Below are 16,827 nucleotides of genomic sequence, written 5' to 3'. Positions count from 1 at the left end.
GGAGGGCGTGAATCATAGCAAACCTGTGCCGATTTAGAGCATGTGCAGGTTTTGCATGAATATCGTTCATGTTGCTTGGGGGTGTGGCCCGGTAGAATCAGCGGCAAATTTTCAGCGCACGCATTGAATCGGGACCGGGTACATGTCATTTCGTCTTATCGTCAGCGCCGTCCTGGCCTTGATCGCCAGCACCGCCCAGGCCGCAAGTCCCGCCCCGGCGATTTCCTACACCCGCGATGTGCAGCCGATCTTCACCGAGAAGTGTGTGGCGTGCCACGCCTGCTACGACTCCGCGTGCCAACTCAACCTGGGCAGTGCCGAGGGCGCGGCCCGTGGTGCGAGCAAAATGCCGGTGTACGACGGCGAGCGCAGCCAGGCCACGCCGACCACGCGCCTGTTCTACGACGCCTTTGGCAAGCAAGCCTGGCAGCAGAAGGGCTTCTATTCGGTGCTGGACGCCCAGGGCAGCCAGGCGGCGCTGATGGCACGCATGCTGGAGCTGGGCCACAACGCGCCGCTGCAACCCAATGCCAAGTTACCCGAAGAGATCGTGCTGGGGCTCAATCGCGAAAACATGTGCGCCACGCCCGGCGAGTTCAACGCCTACGCCGGTGCCCATCCCAGGGAAGGCATGCCGTTGGCCGTCACCGGCCTGACCGACCAGCAATATCAAACGTTGCAACGCTGGCTGGCGTCCGGCGCGCCGATTGACGAACAAGGCCTGGCGCCCAGCGCCAAGGAAGCCCTGCAAGTGCAGCAGTGGGAAAACCTGCTCAACCAGCCTGGCGCCCGGGAAAGCCTGGTGGCGCGCTGGTTGTTCGAGCATCTGTTCCTGGCGCACATCTACTTTGAAAATGGTGAGCCGGGGCATTTCTTCCAGTGGGTGCGTTCGCGCACGCCCAGTGGCCAGCCGATTGACCTGATCGCCACCCGTCGGCCGAACGATGATCCGGGCACCCGCGTGTATTACCGCCTGTGGCCGGTGCAGGGCGTGATCGTGCATAAAACCCACATCACGTACCCGTTCAGTGCCGAGAAGATGACGCGCATCAAGGAGCTGTTCTACGCCGGCAACTGGCAGGTCAACGCCTTGCCGGGGTATGGCCCGGGCCGTCGCGCCAACCCGTTCGAAACCTTCGAAGCGATCCCGGCCAAGGCGCGTTACCAGTTCATGCTGGATAACGCCGAATACTTCGTGCGCACGTTCATTCGCGGGCCGGTGTGCCGTGGGCAGATCGCTACGGATGTGATCCGCGACAACTTCTGGACCCTGTTCCAGGACCCCGACCACGACCTGTACATCACCGATGCGCGCTATCGCGGCCAGGCCACGCCCTTGCTGGCCATGCCGGGGCAGAACGATGATGTGGGCAGTGTGCTGAGCCTGTGGCTGGCCTACCGTGACAAGCGCAACGAATACGAGGCCCTGCGCCGCGACAGCTATGCCGATGTGCCGCCGCCGAGTTGGTCGAGCCTGTGGGCCGGCAATGACAATGCCTTGCTGAGCATCTTCCGCCATTTTGACAGCGCCTCGGTGAACAAGGGCTTGATCGGCGAAGTCCCGCAAACCCTGTGGCTGTTCGACTACCCGCTGCTGGAGCGCACCTATTATCAGCTGGCGGTGAATTTCGATGTGTTTGGCAATGTCTCGCACCAGGCCCAGACGCGGCTGTATTTCGACCTGATCCGCAACGGCGCCGAGCAGAACTTCCTACGCCTGATGCCGGCGAATTCCCGCGATGACTTCCTTGATGACTGGTACCAGAACAGCGGCAAACTCAAGCTGTGGCTGGACTACGAAGCCATTGACGACGACAAGCCCACCGGCCTGCACCTGGACGCCAAGGACCCGAAACGCGACTTCGCCAACCAGTTGCTCGCCCGCTACGGCGACCTGAATGCCAGCCCGGACCCGATCAACCGTTGCGCGGGCGCCTTCTGTTCGCGTGATGGCATCGACCCGGCCTTGCAAGACGCCGAGCAAGCGCTAAGCCGCCTGACATCACGCCCGGCGGCGGGCCTCAAGGTCATTGACCAACTGCCCGAAGCGACCATGCTGCGTGTCGAAACCGCCAGCGGCAAACGTGTGGTCTACAGCATGCTGCGCAATCGAGCCCACAGTAACGTCGCCTTCCTGTTGGGTGAGGCCTATCGCTACCAGCCCGGCTTGGATACGGTGACCATCTACCCTGGCGTACTCAGCAGCTATCCGAACTTCATGTTCAACATTGCGGCACAGGACGTGCCCGAGTTCGTCGCTGAAATGGAACGGGCCAAGGATGCCAAGCGCTTTGAGAAAATCGTCGATCGCTGGGGCGTGCGCCGCAGTCATCCGTTGTTTTGGCAGTACTTCCACGATCTGTCGCAGTACATCCGCGAAACCACCCCGGTAGAAGAGGGCGTGTTGGACATGAACCGCTATGAGAACCTATAACTAGGAGTGTGATCCGGTCATCTCTCCAAGCGGGCGCTGAAGCAGTCGGATGTCTACCTCGCAGGACTTGGAAAAGGTACGCCGATGATGTTGATTTCAGTGCAGGCGCTTCGGGCCTTGGCGGCATGGGTGGTGGTGGGGCATCACTTCACCCAGGTGTTTTTCAATTTTGAGGTAGATAATCCGCTGGCCTACCTGTTCGCCGACAAGGGCGGCATTGGGGTGGATGTGTTCTTTGTCATCAGCGGCTTGGTGATTTTCCTCGCGACCGCCGACAAAGCGCTGACCCCTTGGCGTTTCATGCTGATGCGTGTGGCCAGGATCGCTCCGGCGTATTGGTTCTATACCTTTGTCATGGCCTTGCTGTTGGTGGCGTTGCCATCGATGTTTGCAGAAACCCATCTTGTGCCGAGTCATCTGCTCTTGTCGCTGCTGTTTATCCCTGCGCAAAACCCTGGGGGCTTTGGCGTCTATCCGCTGGTGGACGTCGGGTGGACCCTGAACTTCGAGATGCTGTTTTATCTGCTGTTCGCCTTTGCCTTGCTGGTGCGTAGCTCTTATCGGTTGTGGGTGGTGGCGGCACTGCTGTATCTGGTGTGCTACGTGATCACTCCCGCCACCAACCTGGCCAGCGGGTTTTATCAGAATGACATCGTCATTGAATTCTTGATGGGCATCGTGATCGGCATGCTCTACCGCCGCGGATTCTGTCGGGCGAGGCCGTGGCTGCCGTTGCTGGGGGTCGTGGCAGCGTCAGCGGCGATTTATCACGGAGCGGATTTGCCACGTTCGTTGGAGTGGGGTGTGCCCAGCGCGATATTGGTCATCAGTTTCGTGACGCTGGAGCCTTGGTTCCGCGGTTCGCGTTTGTTGAAGCTGCTGGGGGATTGCTCCTACTCGGTGTATTTGCTCCACACCATGGTGCTGTGCGCTGGGCGATGGTTCGGCGAACGCCTGGGAATAGATCCCTATACGATGTTGCCGGTTTGCCTCTTGGTCACCGCATTTGGCGCTTATGGCAGCTACCAATGGCTCGAAAGGGCCACCTATCACAGGCTCAAACATTGGCTTGGCGTGGACGGCCCAGTCGTCCTTTCCCGACAAAAATACTAGGACTTTGTACCTGCGTAATATTTTGGCGTAAACTGCCGGCAAGCCTGTGAGGAGTTTCCATGACTGCCATAACCATTACCGACGCCGCCCACGATTACCTGGCTGACCTGCTGTCCAAGCAGAACACCCCGGGTATCGGTATCCGCGTCTTTATCACCCAGCCTGGCACCCAGTACGCCGAGACGTGCATTGCCTACTGCAAGCCTGGGGAAGAAAAACCTGAAGACACTGCGCTGGGGCTGAAAAGCTTCACCGCCTACATCGATGCCTTCAGCGAAGCCTTCCTTGATGACGCTGTGGTTGACTACGCCACCGATCGCATGGGCGGCCAGTTGACCATCAAGGCGCCCAACGCCAAGGTGCCCAACGTCAACGCCGACAGCCCGGTGAACGAGCGCATCAACTACTACCTGCAAACCGAGATCAACCCAGGCTTGGCCAGCCACGGCGGTCAGGTCAGCCTGATCGACGTCGTGGACGACGGCATCGCCGTGCTCAAGTTCGGCGGCGGCTGCCAGGGTTGCGGCCAAGCGGACGTGACCCTGCGCGAAGGCATCGAGCGCACCCTGTTGGAGCGTATTCCAGAGCTCAAGGGTGTCCGTGACGTGACTGACCACACGCAGAAAGAAAACGCCTACTACTGAGTAAGGCGTTCACTGCGAAGAAAAAAACGGCGCCCCGTGAGCGCCGTTTTTTTATGCTTGTTTTTCAGTGTCTTGCGCTATCTACCTAACAAAGCAGATCAACTGTGGGAGCTGGCTTGCCTGCGATAGCGGTACATCAGCAGACCCATGTACTGCCTGACACAACGCCATCGCGGGCAAGCCCGGCTCCCGCAGGGGGTTGCATTGATCTCTGGATTGCTCAGGGGCGGTAGAGGTGTGCGTGGCCGGCCCGGTACAGCGACGACTCGCTAAAGTTTTCACTGGCCAACACCCGGCCCACCACGATCAACGCCGTACGCCGAAACCCCTTGGCTGCAACCTTCTCGGCAATATCACTCAGCGTGCCAACCGCCCAGTCCTGGTCCGGCCACGTCGCCCGATGCACCACCGCAATCGGGCAGTCCGCGCCATAGTGCGGCAGCAGTTCAGCGACGATTTTCTCCAGATGATTGACCCCCAAGTGAATCGCCATGGTCGTGCCGTGGCGGGCCAGGCTGTCGAAATCCTCACCGGCTGGCATGCTGGTTTTATCGGCATAGCGGGTGAGGATCACGCTCTGGGCGATATCCGGCAGGGTCAACTCTGCCTCCAGCAGCGCCGCGCAGGCGGCGACCGCCGTCACGCCAGGGATGATCTGAAACGGGATGCCCAGCTGGCGCAAATGGCGGATCTGCTCGCCAATCGCCCCGTACAGGCTCGGATCACCGGAATGCACGCGCGCCACATCCTGGCCGTTTGCATGGGCCGCCTTGATCAAATCGATGATCTGTTCCAGGTGCAGTTCGGCGCTGTTGACCAGGGTTTCTGCCTGATGGCCTTCCAGTACCGCCGCAGGCACCAGCGAGCCGGCATAGATAATCACCGGGCAACTGCGGATCAGCCGCTGGCCTTTGACGGTGATCAATTCCGGGTCGCCGGGGCCGGCGCCGATGAAGTAGACGGTCATGGAGAATTCCTGTTGAAAAACGGGCGAGCATGAAGATTGCTCATGATCGAGAAGGCCGATTATCGGGTTTTTAGTCGGCGCACGCCAAGGCAAAGGTGGCCTGGGCGGTTTTTTTACGGGTGATCAGTAGGCGGGCAGGGCTGCCGGCGAGGTGTTCCGCCACGGCCAGCGCAGCGCTTTCGGCAATCCCGTAACAGCCGGTATGGGCGAAGGCGATCGCGGATTTGTGGCTCAGGCGGTCGGCATACGCCGCCAACTGCATAGCGTTGAAGCAATGGAGTGGCAGATTCAACTGCGCGGCCAGGGCCAGCAATCCGGGTTCATCGCTTTTGCGGTCGATACTCGCCAACGCGGTGATGCGGTGACGCTCGATACCGCCCTCGGCGAGGGCGGATTCAAGCAGGCCCAGCAGGGTGTGAACCTCACAACCCCGCTGGCAACCCAGGCCGACCACCAGGGTCATGCCGAGTATTGATCGTCACGGTTGCGGCGGAACAACCAGGCGCTGATCAGGCCCAACGCCAGCCAGAAGACGACGTTGGTCAGCTGCGAAGCGATCTTGAACTGTGCTTCAAGGGCTTCGGGTGCGAGCATCGAATGCACTTCCGGTTGCGGTGCGCCAATTACATGGGGCACTACCAGGATCGCTGCGCCCAGCGCTTTAAGCAGCCAGTTGCGCCCGAATACAATCAGCGCGATACCGGCCGCGGTGGACGCTGCGGTACCGATCCACCAGGTCTGGCGCAGTGCGAGGTCGGCGGCAGCCGTGCCTGGCAACTCAGGTGGCAGGCCCAGGGTGGGTGCCAGCACAAAGGTTGCGTAACCGGCCAAACCCCACAGCAGCCCTTGGGCGGTGCGAGTCGGTGCACGCAGGGTGTACAGGCCGGCCAGCATCAGTGCAAAACCGACGGCCACCACCAGGTTGCCACCGGTGGTGGACAGCACGCGCTGCCAGCCGTCTTCCGGCTCCCAGGCTTCGGCGTCATGGGTGTGGGCGGCGGCACCAGCGGCGTGCTCATGCACCACTTCGGTGGCGGCCGGGGCTTTTTCAAAGGTTTCCGCCTGCAAAATCAGCGGGGCGACCCAGAAGCTTTGCAGCAGGGTCAGCAGCAGGGCGGCCAGCAAGCCGGTGAAACCTGCGGTTTGCGCAATACGCTTGATCATGTCGGCAGGTCTCAGTGGCACGGGAACGCGGCGCTGTGGCGGGTATCATGGGCGGCGTTGTGCACGGCCTCGATATGGGAGAAACCGGCGAAATACACCAGGCACGCGCCGAGGATCGACGCACCGATGGCGGCGGTCAGGCGTTGGCTCAAGGTAGAGGTGCTGCTGGCGGAGTGCGAGGTGCTGCTGATGATCGACATGGCGCGTCCCTTTCAGGTGTCAGGGTGAAGCGAGCGCATGAAAACCCCGCGAGCCAGGCACGCAGGGTTCTGAACAGCGCCCGCCCACCGCGGGTTTGTTATCTGATTTTTTCGGGCCGGTCTCCGGGCTTGCGAGGGGCTCAATGCCTGAAAACGTCGCCTTCCCATGCTGTCTGGCACAGTGGATATGACGTTTCGCTCGCTTACCGTTGCGGGGGCAGCACCGGACTGGTCATATCGCTATGACGCACCGGTTTCCCGTTTCACCCTTTGCAGGGCACCCGAAACAAGATGTGTAGGAGAGCATGGGGGTGGGAGGGGAGTCAATTGGGATGTGGGTTTTGGCGGTTTTTGGTGGTTTTTGGTGGTGGTGGTGGTGGTGGTGGTGGTGTACATATCCGTTATTTAGGTTGCGGCCACTTAGGGTTCCGCCCTTACGGCGGGTCACTTTGGAAAAGCCCCAAAGTAACCAAAGGGCTCTTGCCCCAACACTCGGCACCTCGCCTAGGCTCGGTGTGCCCGAACGAAGGCTTGAATCCGTGGGCCGCCGTCATGGGCCATCCCTGGCCCAGGACGGCTAACCCGGCGTCCTGCCGGGTTGCCCACGGATTCAAGCCTGCGTTCGGCCAGCGTGTTTGACGGGGCAAGTGAGATCAAAAGCAAGAGCGCGGCGGCCTTAGAGCCGACCGGTATTTGTCCTGTCGATCTCGGTTAAAAATGTGGGAGCTGGCTTGCCTGCGATGCAGACACCTCGGTACATCAGGCAAACCGAGTTGATGCCATCGCAGGCAAGCCAGCTCCCACAGGGAAACGCGCACGCTTCAACGATCAGGTCGGCTACTAGGCCGCCTCGCTGTGTTTTTGATCTTGGGCACACCGAGCCTAGGCGAGGTGCCGAGTGTTGGGGCAAGAGCCCTTTTGGTTACTTTTGGGGCTCTTTTCCAAAAGTGACCCGCCGTAAGGGCGGAACCCTAAGTGGCCGTTACCGCAGCAACGGATATGTACACAAACCAAACCAAACCAAACCAAACCAGACCCAGCCCATCATTGACCATCCCCCAAGCACTGCGTAGCCTTGCACCCTCGAGGTTCTTCAGCCCAGGCCGAAGCTAAGAAGGGAACGCGGTCCAAGCCGCGGCTGCCCCCGCAACTGTAAAGGGTTCATCTGACTGCCACGCCACTGCCAAACCGGCGGGAAGGCGCAATCAGCGCCGGTCGCAAGACCTGCAAGCCCCAAGCCAGGAGACCTGCCTCGCAACCGATTTTTCAATTCAACCGGGCGGGGTGATCCGGTGACGAAAACCGCTGCTGCGCGCCGTCGCAGGGCCTATCGTCCCGTATGCCCGCCCCCAAGGGCATCCGATGAAAACACTGGCCAAACTCCCCGTCACCATCGTTACCGGCTTTCTCGGCTCGGGCAAAACCACCTTGCTGCGCCATATGCTCGACAACGCTCAGGGCCGCCGTATTGCGGTGATCGTAAACGAGTTCGGCGAGTTGGGCATTGACGGTGAAATCCTCAAGCAGTGCTCCATCGGTTGTACCGAGGAAGAAGCCAACGGCCGCGTGTATGAGCTGGCCAACGGCTGCCTGTGCTGCACCGTGCAGGAAGAATTCTTCCCGGTGATGCGCGAATTGGTCGCCCGTCGTGGCGACCTCGACCACATCCTCATCGAAACCTCCGGCCTGGCCCTGCCAAAGCCGCTGGTACAAGCCTTCCAGTGGCCGGAAATCCGAAGCGCCTGCACCGTTGACGCAGTGATCACCGTGGTCGACAGCCCGGCCGTGGCCGCCGGCACTTTCGCCGCGTTCCCGGATCAAGTGGATGCCCAGCGCAAACTCGACCCGAACCTGGACCACGAATCGCCACTGCACGAGCTGTTCGCCGACCAACTGGCCAGCGCCGACCTGGTGATCCTCAACAAATCCGACCTGATCAGCGCCGAAGACCTGGCCCGCGTGCGCCTGGAAGTGGCCGAAGAACTGCCGCCAGCGGTCAAGATCATCGAAGCCAGCAGCGGTCGCCTGCCGTTGGACGTGCTGATCGGTCTGGGCGCCGGCTCCGAGGAGCATATCGACGGCCGCCACAGCCATCACGATCACCACCACGAAGGTGAAGACGATCACGATCACGACGCCTTCGATTCGATCTCCATCGATCTGCCGCAAGCCGACGAAGCGCTGCTGCTCGACGCCCTGACCCAACTGGTGGTGCAACACGGCATCCTGCGTGTCAAAGGTTTCGCGGCGATCCCGAACAAGCCGATGCGCCTGCTGATCCAGGGCGTGGGCACGCGTTTCGACAAGCATTTCGACCGCGCTTGGGGCGCTGAAGAAGCACGCATCACCCGCCTGGTGCTGATCGGTCAAGACCTCGACGCAGCGGGCCTCGAAGCGCAATTGCGCGCCGCCCTCAGCGTTTAACCCATGCACCTGCTCAGGACCCAGCCCGGTGGTTTCGTCTCGGACGACAATATTGCCGACCTTGGCCAAACCCCTGCTGAACTGGTGATCCTGTGCAGCGGTGATTCCAGCCTGGCGCTGCTGGCCGAGGCGGCCCAGCAGTTGCCCGACGACTACCCGAGCCTGCGCCTGGCCAACCCGATGCAGGTGCAGAACCACGCTTCGGTCGACTTATACGTTGATGAAGTGCTGCGTCATGCCAAGGTCATCCTGATCTCGCTGCATGGTGGCATCGGTTATTGGCGTTACGGTATCGAGCGGCTGGTGGAATTGGCCGAGCGCGGCGTGCAGCTGATTTTGGTGCCGGGGGATGATCGCCCGGACCCGGAACTCAGCGGGCTGAGCACCGTGGGTGCGCAAGAGCGCGACCGCCTGTGGCACTTCCTGCGCCAGGGCGGCTTGGGCAATGCGCTGGATTTCTATCGCTGCTTGGCCAGTACTTACCTGGCGCGCGACTACGCCTGGGCCGAGCCGCAAACTTTGCCGCGCACGGCGATTTATCACCCGCATAACGCCAACGCTCGCCTGAGTGACTGGCAGGCGGACTGGCACGCCGAATGGCCGGTGGCGGCGGTGCTGTTCTACCGCTCCCATTTGCAGGCCGCCAATACCGGGTTTATCGATGTGTTCTGCCAACGCTTGCAGGCGGCGGGCCTTAACCCGTTGCCGATGGCGGTGGCCAGTTTGAAAGAGCCTGGCTGCCTGACGGTGGTCGAGGACCTGCTGGATGAAGTGGGCGCGGCGGTGATCCTGAACACCACCGGTTTTGCCCAATCCAGCCCTGAAGCACCGCATTTACGGCCGTTTCGCCGCAATATCCCGGTGATCCAGGCGATTTGCGCCCAAGACAACGAACCGGGCTGGCAAGCCAGCGAGCAAGGCCTCGGCCCGCGCGACTTGGCGATGCATATCGCCTTGCCCGAGCTGGACGGGCGCATTATCAGCCGGCCGATCAGTTTCAAGGACCTGGCCTGGCGCAGTGAGCGCAGCCAGTCGGATGTGGTGTGTTATCGCGCCGCGCCCGAGCGCATGGATTTTGTCGCCGAGCTGGCGCGGCGTTGGGTCGAATTGGCGCGGGTGCCCAATCGCAAAAAACGCATCGCGCTGATCCTCGCCAACTACCCGACCCGCGATGGCCGGATCGGCAACGGTGTTGGCCTGGACACACCGGCAGCGGCGTTGAATATCCTGCGCGCCCTGCAAGCCGAAGGGTATCCGCTGCCTGCCGACTTGCCGCAGAGCGGCACGGCGCTGATCCATGACTTGCTCGGCGGCGTGACCAACGACCTCGACAGCCTCGACCTGCGCCCATGCCACCAAAGCTTGGGCCTGGAAGACTACGAGGCGATGTTCAAGCGCTTGCCCGAAGCCAACCGCCAAGCGGTTATCGAGCGCTGGGGCACGCCCCATAACGATCCGATGTGCCGCGACGGCCGCATGATGATCGCCGGCCTGCGCCTGGGCCTGACCTTCGTCGGCATCCAGCCGGCGCGGGGTTACCAGGTGGACGCCAGCGCGGTGTATCACGACCCGGATCTAGTGCCGCCCCACGGCTACCTGGCGTTCTATTTCTGGCTGCGCCACACCTACGGCGCCCACGGCGTGATCCACGTCGGCAAGCATGGCAACCTGGAATGGCTGCCGGGCAAGGGCGTTGGCCTGTCGCAACACTGCTGGCCCGACGCGCTACTGGGACCATTGCCGAATATCTACCCGTTTATCGTCAACGATCCGGGCGAGGGCGCCCAGGCCAAGCGGCGCACCCAGGCGGTGATCATCGACCACCTGATGCCGCCGCTGACCCGCGCCGAAACCTACGGGCCATTGCGCGACCTGGAGCTGTTGGCCGACGAATATTACGAAGCGCAGCTACTTGACCCGCGCCGCGCGCTTGAGCTGCAAAAAGACATCCTCAAGCTGGTGCGTGAAACCCGTATCGACCAGGAGCTTGAGCTAGACAACGATGCCGATGCCGCCATCTGGCTGCCGCGCCTCGACACGTACCTGTGTGATCTGAAGGAGTCGCAGATCCGCGATGGCCTGCATATCTTTGGTGAGTCGCCTGAGGGCCGCTTGCGCATCGATACGCTGCTCGCGTTGTTGCGCATCCCCCGTGGCGACGGGCGTGGCGCGCAATCGAGTTTGCTGCGGGTATTGGCCAAGGCGTTCGAGCTGGGCTTTGATCCGTTGGATTGCGCACTCGCCGAACCCTGGACCGGGCGCCGTCCGCAGGTGTTGCAAAGCATCGATCCGCAGTTGTGGCGCACCGCCGGGGACACCCGCGAGCGCCTGGAATTGTATGCGGCGCGGTTGATCGAGCAGGCACTGGAAGGCCCGCTTGAGCAGTTGGAAGAACCCGGTTGGGAGGACGTGAAGGCGGTTGTCGAGAGCTTGCGCATTGTCGTCGCGCCGCGGCTGGATGCCTGCGGCCCGGCCGAGATGCGTGGTTTGCTGGACGCCCTGGGCGGCCGTTTCGTGCCGGCGGGGCCAAGCGGTGCGCCAAGTCGCGGGCGCCTGGATGTGTTGCCCACCGGGCGTAACTTCTTCACCGTGGACGTGCGCAACCTGCCGACCACCACGGCCTGGCGCATCGGTTTTCAATCCGCCAACCTGATTCTTGAGCGGCACTTGCAGGATCACGGCGACCATCTGCGCCAACTCGGTTTGTCGGTATGGGGCACCGCCACCATGCGCACCGGTGGCGACGATATCGCCCAGGCCATGGCGCTGATGGGCGTGCGCCCGGTGTGGGCGACCGGCAGCCAGCGGGTGGATGACTTTGAAATCCTGCCGACCAGCCTGCTGGACCGCCCACGGGTTGACGTGACGCTGCGGGTGTCGGGCTTCTTCCGAGATGCCTTTGCCAACCTGATCCGCCTGTTTGATGCGGCGGTGCAGGCGGTGGCCGCATTGGATGAACCGGACGACATGAACCCGCTGGCCGCCAAGGTGCGCAGCGAGCGGGCCGCGTTGATCCAGTCCGGCCTGGACGAAGAGGCCGCCGCAAAACAGGCCGGCTGGCGCATCTTTGGCGCCAAGCCCGGGGCCTATGGCGCGGGCGTGCAGGGTGCGATCGATGGTCGCCTGTGGCAAAGCCGCGAGGACCTGGCCGAGGTGTACCTGAACTGGGGCGGTTATGCCTACGGCGGCGCCGATGAAGGCACCGCCGCCCGCGAACAATTCGCCCAGCGCTTGAGTCAGGTGCAAGCCGTTTTACAGAACCAGGACAACCGCGAGCACGACCTGCTCGACTCCAACGACTACTACCAATTCCAGGGCGGCATGCTCGCCGCCGTGGAAACCCTAAGCGGCGACAAGGCCGCCAGTTACCATGGCGACCATAGCCAGCCCGACTTGCCGAAAATCCGCACCTTGAAGGAAGAGCTGAACCGGGTGATCCGTTCCCGCGCCGCCAACCCCAAGTGGATCGAAGGCGTGAAGCGCCACGGCTATAAAGGCGCGTTTGAAATGGCCGCGACCGTGGACAACCTGTTCGCCTTCGACGCCACCACCGCGCTGATCGACGATCATCAATACGCCTTGCTCGCCGATGCTTATTTGCTCGACCCCGACACCCGCGCCTTTGTGCAACAGCACAACCCCGATGCCCTGCGCGACATGACCGAACGCATGCTTGAAGCCCAGCAACGCGGCATGTGGCAAGAGCCTGGGGCTTATCGCGAAGCGTTGGAAAACCTGTTGCTGGATATAGAAGAAGACAGCTGATGGATCGTTCCCACGCTCTGCGTGGGAATGCAGTTCGTGACGCTCTGCGTCACAAGAGCGGACGCTGAGCGTCCATTGATACGTTCCCACGCGGGAGCGTGGGAACGATCGTAAAGAGAGTGTGCATGACTGATATTCCCCATTTTCCGCTGTCCGCCGTGGTCGGCGCCGATGAGTTGAAACTGGCGCTGTGCCTGACCGCCATCGATCCGAAGATCGGCGGCGTGCTGATCGAAGGCCCGCGCGGCATGGCCAAGTCCACCTTGGCGCGGGGTTTGGCTGACCTGCTGGCCAGCGGCCAGTTTGTCACCTTGCCGCTGGGTGCGACAGAAGAACGCCTGGTCGGCACCTTGGACCTGGACGCTGCGCTGGGCGAGGGCCGGGCGCAGTTTTCGCCGGGCGTCTTGGCCAAGGCCGATGGTGGCGTGCTGTATGTCGATGAAGTCAATCTGCTGGCCGACCACCTGGTGGACCTGCTGCTGGACGTGGCTGCCAGCGGTACCAATCTGATTGAACGTGACGGTATTTCCCATCGCCATTCGGCGCGTTTCGTACTGATTGGCACGATGAACCCGGAGGAGGGCGAGTTGCGCCCGCAATTGCTCGACCGCTTCGGTTTCAACGTGGCCTTGAGCGGGCAGACCTTGCCGGCGGAGCGCGGGCAGATCATCCGTCGCCGCCTGGACTTCGACAGCGATCCGCTGGCGTTCTGCGCGCAGTGGGTCGGGCAGCAAGCCCTTCTACAGGCGCGTTGCACGGAGGCGCGAGCACGGCTCGATGCCATCGAGTTGGATGATCAGGCCTTGGCACAGATCACCGAGCGCTGTTTTGCCGCGGGTGTCGACGGCTTGCGTGCGGACCTGGTCTGGCTGCGTGGCGCCCGTGCCCACGCGGCCTGGCGCGGTGCCGATGCAATCGCCGAGGAAGATATTGAAGCCGTCGCGGAGTTTGCCTTGCGCCATCGTCGCCAGGAGCAATCTCCACCGACCAGCCCGCCGCACCAAGGACAATCCCCCAAACCCAGCGACACCTCGCCGGGCCAAGGCCAATGGGGCGACATGCCCGCACCCGCTTTGCCCACGGGCGCACGCCGGGAAGTCCCCACCTGGCCAAAAAAGCCCTAGGCATTCGCCCTCGACCTGACGCGGGGGCGGATGCCCGGCCCAAGGCAGGGCGATTGGACCACGGCAGGCAGGGTAAGGCGCGCAGCGCACAGCGAGGTGCAATCAACTGGCCCGGCACCTTGCTGGGCGGCCGCCCGCAGTCGCGGGAGGATTTGCTGTTTCACCTACGCAGTCGCTCGGCCCACGAATTGTGGCTGGTGATCGTCGACGCCTCGGCCTCCACCCGCCGCCATCACGCATTGACTGATGCGAAGGGCTTGTTGGCCCAATTGTTTGACGACGCCTATCGCCAGCGCGCACGCATGGCGTTGCTGACGGCCAGTGGGCAATCGCCAAAATGGCAAGTGCAAGGCCTCAAAGCCGCCAAAGGCCTGACCGGCTGGCTGGACCAGCTCGGGGCAGGCGGCGGCACACCGCTGCTCGCAGCACTGACCGAAGCCGGGCATTGGTTGGTGGCACGGCGCAAGCGCTATCCAGCCGAGCAACAGCGGTTGCTGGTGATTACCGATGGACGACTCAAGGCTATCGACGGGTTGCCGGTGTTGGAATGCCCGGGGTTGTTGGTGGATATCGAGCGTGGGCCGGTCAGGTTGGGGCGGGCGCAAGCGCTGGCTTCGGGGCTGAAGATTGATTACCGGCATATCGATGGTTTGTAGGTTTTGAGGGGAGATTGGGAAGGGTCGGTCTTTTAAAGTCGAATCTTCTGACATTCATCGTTGATAGAAACTCTTTACTCTTTGGGCTTTCACGCGATAAGGAGTAAAGGGATGCCTTTCAGTGTGTTGTCGAGTTCATGTTCTAAATTCCATATCTGCAAAAGCGTGTTCTGTTGGCGCTGGGGCTTGTCCGTTTCTCGTTGTGCTGAAGTTGCGGCGCGGCAGAAAATCATAATAGTAGCGAATTTAAGAAAATCATTAGTGTGTGGCGTATATGTACTGTTGGGGCTGTCAATGTTTGGTTGCTCTGCGGCCGGCCCTGAGATGGTAGCGGGTAATATACAGGCGGTTAACCATACGACGGGAGGGATTAATTGGTTTTCGGTGAATGGTTATCGGGCGCATGGAGGCGGCGGGCGGTCGTGTTGTGTGGTTACGCCGGCTGTGTGGCGACCTGGTTTAAAGGCTGCCATTGAGTGGGAGGTTGATCCTGAGCCTTATGCGAAAATAAAACGAAAAGAAACTGGGTATGGCTTTGACGAGGACGCATGGCGACAACATGTAGAAAAATTCCGGCGTCATAGCACCATTGTGGATATACCAGAATGGCCAGGAACAGACTCATGTGACCTGAAAGTTCACTTTTTAACCTGTAATCAGGTACAGGTTACTACGTCGTGCTGGGCTCATGGCTCACCCAATTATCCTATTAAATATCCCGACGACATGCAGGAGCCTACTGTATGCCCGGAGTAAATATGATTTCAAAAAACAACGTTTGGGCCCCGTCCAGTTTTCCGCTTGCAGGGCGGTTGCCACGAGAGACTTTGAAAGTAGTCGAAAATTATGAAGCGCAGACATCTGAAGAAAAACGCTTTCGCCAGATGACTAACAGCGATGGACGCAAACAGCATTCTGAGTGCTGTCATAGCTTACATATCAGTCTGTTCTTCGATGGCACCAATAATAACGATGATAACGACAGCAAAAAAAATCATCCCAGCAATATAGCAAAGCTTTTTCATGCGTCGTTGGGAGGCAAAAAAGCAGAGGCGCGAGGCTATTTTTCTTATTACATGCCCGGAGTCGGAACGGCTTTTCCCGAGGTTGGGGAGCTGGATTACAGCGAGGGCGGGTTGAAGTATGCAACGGGAGGTGAGGACAGAATTAATTGGGCTCTAGTTTCTGTAGTACATGCGCTGACCTCTGCCCTGACAAAGCAGGACCTTTCCAAAACTGAAAGAAAGCATGCTGTCGGGTCCATGAGCACCTGGAAAGCCCCCCTGATGATTGCTATGGGCAAGGGCAATCGCCGGCGCACGATGGACAAACTGCTTAAGCCATTGCAAGACCTCACGGGGAGGGCCAGGCCTCGCGTGCTGGGTATCAAACTGTATGTTTACGGGTTCTCCCGTGGCGCCGCACAGGCGCGCACGTTCGTCACGTGGTTGAGTGAGTTGTTCGATACCCCGCCGGGGGCCGAAAGGCCGTCGCAGAGCCTGATTGGTCTACCCGTCAGTGTTGAGTTTCTCGGGGTGCTGGATACGGTCGCTTCGGTAGGCATTGCCCATGCGGCCCCTTTTTTTGCCGGGCATATGGATTGGGCTGATGACACTCAACTGCTCCCGGATGCCCAGCGTTTGCCGGGCCTGGTCAAGTGTTGTCGGCACTTTGTCGCGGCCTTTGAGCAACGCTCGTGCTTTCCGTTGGATTCGATTCGTAACGAGGACGGCCAATATCCCGACAACACCTATGAAGTGGTGTATCCCGGGGTTCATTCTGATGTCGGTGGCGGTTATCCGCAGAACGATCAGGGCAAGGCGCGTGGTAGCACCCAGGAATTGGTGTCGCAAATCGTTTTGCATGATTTGTACGCGTCGGCTTTTGCTATTGGTGCACCCTTGCAAGTGCCGGAGGAGGTGTTACCGAAAACCCTACAGCCGCAGAAATCCTGGCGGGTAATGAGCTCCACGACAGATGGAGAGTTTGGGCTTAGCGAGCAGCTAGTCGAACGTTTCAACACCTGGCGCAAAACCCTGCCCGGCATCCCCGCCGACGAGCCCATCCCCGATTCCCCCGAGCTCTACCAGCCCCTGCGGCTTAACGCCCCCGTCGAGGCCGTGCTGGCCGACCAACTCGCCTGGATCACCGGCTGGCGCATCGGTCGTTACGCCAATGATCGCGACGGCACCAACGACAGTTACAAGCGTCAGCCATTCTTCAAGCAGGCGGTGGAAGCCACGCCTCACCAGGCCAGTGAACAACTCAAGGCCTATGAACAACATAAAAAAGACCTCGCCGACCTGCGCTTGAGAACACCCGAAGCCGCCACGAAT

13 protein-coding genes and 2 riboswitches are annotated in these 16,827 nt (G+C 61.0%); of the genes, 9 read left to right on the top strand and 4 right to left on the bottom strand.

What is annotated here, in order from left to right:
- Nucleotides 1-142 precede the first annotated feature (142 nt).
- The 3 genes from ACU688_RS24480 to nfuA all read left to right on the top strand — a co-directional run bounded on the left by ACU688_RS24480 (nucleotide 143) and on the right by nfuA (nucleotide 4,191).
- Nucleotides 143-2,434 (top strand): fatty acid cis/trans isomerase, encoded by a 2,292-nt coding sequence (locus tag ACU688_RS24480; RefSeq protein WP_448186702.1) that lies wholly within the window; start codon nucleotides 143-145, stop codon nucleotides 2,432-2,434.
- Nucleotides 2,435-2,521: 87 nt separating this feature from the next.
- Nucleotides 2,522-3,547 carry an acyltransferase family protein gene (locus tag ACU688_RS24475; protein WP_448186798.1) on the top strand — a complete coding sequence of 342 codons (1,026 nt, stop codon included), beginning with the start codon at nucleotides 2,522-2,524 and terminating at the stop codon, nucleotides 3,545-3,547.
- A gap of 59 nt (nucleotides 3,548-3,606) precedes the next feature.
- Nucleotides 3,607-4,191: a Fe-S biogenesis protein NfuA gene (nfuA, locus tag ACU688_RS24470; RefSeq protein ID WP_003190728.1), complete on the top strand. Its 585-nt coding sequence runs from the start codon at nucleotides 3,607-3,609 to the stop codon at nucleotides 4,189-4,191.
- A 220-nt stretch (nucleotides 4,192-4,411) separates the two neighbouring features.
- Here the strand turns inward: nfuA and cobM are convergent, their stop codons facing one another.
- The 4 genes from cobM to ACU688_RS24450 all read right to left on the bottom strand — a co-directional run bounded on the left by cobM (nucleotide 4,412) and on the right by ACU688_RS24450 (nucleotide 6,522).
- Nucleotides 4,412-5,158, bottom strand: a complete 747-nt coding sequence (gene cobM / locus ACU688_RS24465; RefSeq protein WP_448186701.1) for a precorrin-4 C(11)-methyltransferase — start codon at nucleotides 5,156-5,158, stop codon at nucleotides 4,412-4,414.
- Nucleotides 5,159-5,228: 70 nt separating this feature from the next.
- The gene (locus tag ACU688_RS24460) at nucleotides 5,229-5,621 is read right to left on the bottom strand and encodes a cobalamin biosynthesis protein (protein ID WP_448186700.1); all 393 of its coding nucleotides are present in this window, start codon (nucleotides 5,619-5,621) and stop codon (nucleotides 5,229-5,231) included.
- Nucleotides 5,618-6,322, bottom strand: a complete 705-nt coding sequence (locus ACU688_RS24455; RefSeq protein ID WP_448186699.1) for a CbtA family protein — start codon at nucleotides 6,320-6,322, stop codon at nucleotides 5,618-5,620. The genes ACU688_RS24460 and ACU688_RS24455 overlap by 4 nt, the downstream gene beginning before the upstream one ends.
- 11 nt (nucleotides 6,323-6,333) lie before the next feature.
- Complete coding sequence (locus ACU688_RS24450) at nucleotides 6,334-6,522, bottom strand: CbtB domain-containing protein (protein ID WP_012723860.1); 189 nt, start codon at nucleotides 6,520-6,522, stop codon at nucleotides 6,334-6,336.
- A 97-nt stretch (nucleotides 6,523-6,619) separates the two neighbouring features.
- Nucleotides 6,620-6,822: riboswitch (cobalamin riboswitch) on the bottom strand.
- A 769-nt stretch (nucleotides 6,823-7,591) separates the two neighbouring features.
- A riboswitch (cobalamin riboswitch) is annotated at nucleotides 7,592-7,791 on the top strand.
- A 93-nt stretch (nucleotides 7,792-7,884) separates the two neighbouring features.
- On the opposite strand from ACU688_RS24450, the gene cobW reads away from it, so the two are divergent.
- From cobW to ACU688_RS24420, 6 genes are all read left to right on the top strand, one after another.
- Complete coding sequence (cobW, locus tag ACU688_RS24445) at nucleotides 7,885-8,946, top strand: cobalamin biosynthesis protein CobW (protein WP_448186698.1); 1,062 nt, start codon at nucleotides 7,885-7,887, stop codon at nucleotides 8,944-8,946.
- 3 nt (nucleotides 8,947-8,949) lie between these two features.
- Complete coding sequence (gene cobN / locus ACU688_RS24440; RefSeq protein WP_448186697.1) at nucleotides 8,950-12,711, top strand: cobaltochelatase subunit CobN; 3,762 nt, start codon at nucleotides 8,950-8,952, stop codon at nucleotides 12,709-12,711.
- A 125-nt stretch (nucleotides 12,712-12,836) separates the two neighbouring features.
- Complete coding sequence (locus ACU688_RS24435; RefSeq protein ID WP_448186696.1) at nucleotides 12,837-13,835, top strand: magnesium chelatase ATPase subunit I; 999 nt, start codon at nucleotides 12,837-12,839, stop codon at nucleotides 13,833-13,835.
- A gap of 53 nt (nucleotides 13,836-13,888) precedes the next feature.
- Complete coding sequence (locus ACU688_RS24430) at nucleotides 13,889-14,491, top strand: vWA domain-containing protein (protein ID WP_448186695.1); 603 nt, start codon at nucleotides 13,889-13,891, stop codon at nucleotides 14,489-14,491.
- A gap of 294 nt (nucleotides 14,492-14,785) precedes the next feature.
- On the top strand, nucleotides 14,786-15,247 hold the full coding sequence (tli1a, locus tag ACU688_RS24425; protein WP_448186797.1) for a Tli1a family immunity protein: 462 nt from the start codon (nucleotides 14,786-14,788) through the stop codon (nucleotides 15,245-15,247).
- Nucleotides 15,235-16,827 (top strand): T6SS phospholipase effector Tle1-like catalytic domain-containing protein (locus ACU688_RS24420; protein ID WP_448186694.1); only part of this gene is annotated, 1,593 nt, incomplete at its 3' end. The genes tli1a and ACU688_RS24420, both read left to right, overlap by 13 nt.

The organism is Pseudomonas acericola (SeqCode) (genome assembly GCF_053456465.1).
The sequence above is the reverse complement of the archived record's forward strand: the minus strand, read 5'-3'. Positions and strand labels throughout refer to the sequence as shown.

Excerpts from the sequence above, each read along its gene's own strand:
- cobW (WP_448186698.1), top strand. The coding sequence starts at position 7,885 with ATGAAAACACTGGCCAAACTCCCCGTCACCATCGTTACCGGCTTTCTC.
- nfuA (WP_003190728.1), top strand. The coding sequence starts at position 3,607 with ATGACTGCCATAACCATTACCGACGCCGCCCACGATTACCTGGCTGAC.
- ACU688_RS24475 (WP_448186798.1), top strand. The coding sequence starts at position 2,522 with ATGTTGATTTCAGTGCAGGCGCTTCGGGCCTTGGCGGCATGGGTGGTG.
- ACU688_RS24455 (WP_448186699.1), bottom strand. The coding sequence starts at position 6,322 with ATGATCAAGCGTATTGCGCAAACCGCAGGTTTCACCGGCTTGCTGGCC.
- ACU688_RS24450 (WP_012723860.1), bottom strand. The coding sequence starts at position 6,522 with ATGTCGATCATCAGCAGCACCTCGCACTCCGCCAGCAGCACCTCTACC.
- cobN (WP_448186697.1), top strand. The coding sequence starts at position 8,950 with ATGCACCTGCTCAGGACCCAGCCCGGTGGTTTCGTCTCGGACGACAAT.
- ACU688_RS24460 (WP_448186700.1), bottom strand. The coding sequence starts at position 5,621 with ATGACCCTGGTGGTCGGCCTGGGTTGCCAGCGGGGTTGTGAGGTTCAC.
- cobM (WP_448186701.1), bottom strand. The coding sequence starts at position 5,158 with ATGACCGTCTACTTCATCGGCGCCGGCCCCGGCGACCCGGAATTGATC.
- tli1a (WP_448186797.1), top strand. The coding sequence starts at position 14,786 with ATGTTTGGTTGCTCTGCGGCCGGCCCTGAGATGGTAGCGGGTAATATA.
- ACU688_RS24480 (WP_448186702.1), top strand. The coding sequence starts at position 143 with ATGTCATTTCGTCTTATCGTCAGCGCCGTCCTGGCCTTGATCGCCAGC.
- ACU688_RS24435 (WP_448186696.1), top strand. The coding sequence starts at position 12,837 with ATGACTGATATTCCCCATTTTCCGCTGTCCGCCGTGGTCGGCGCCGAT.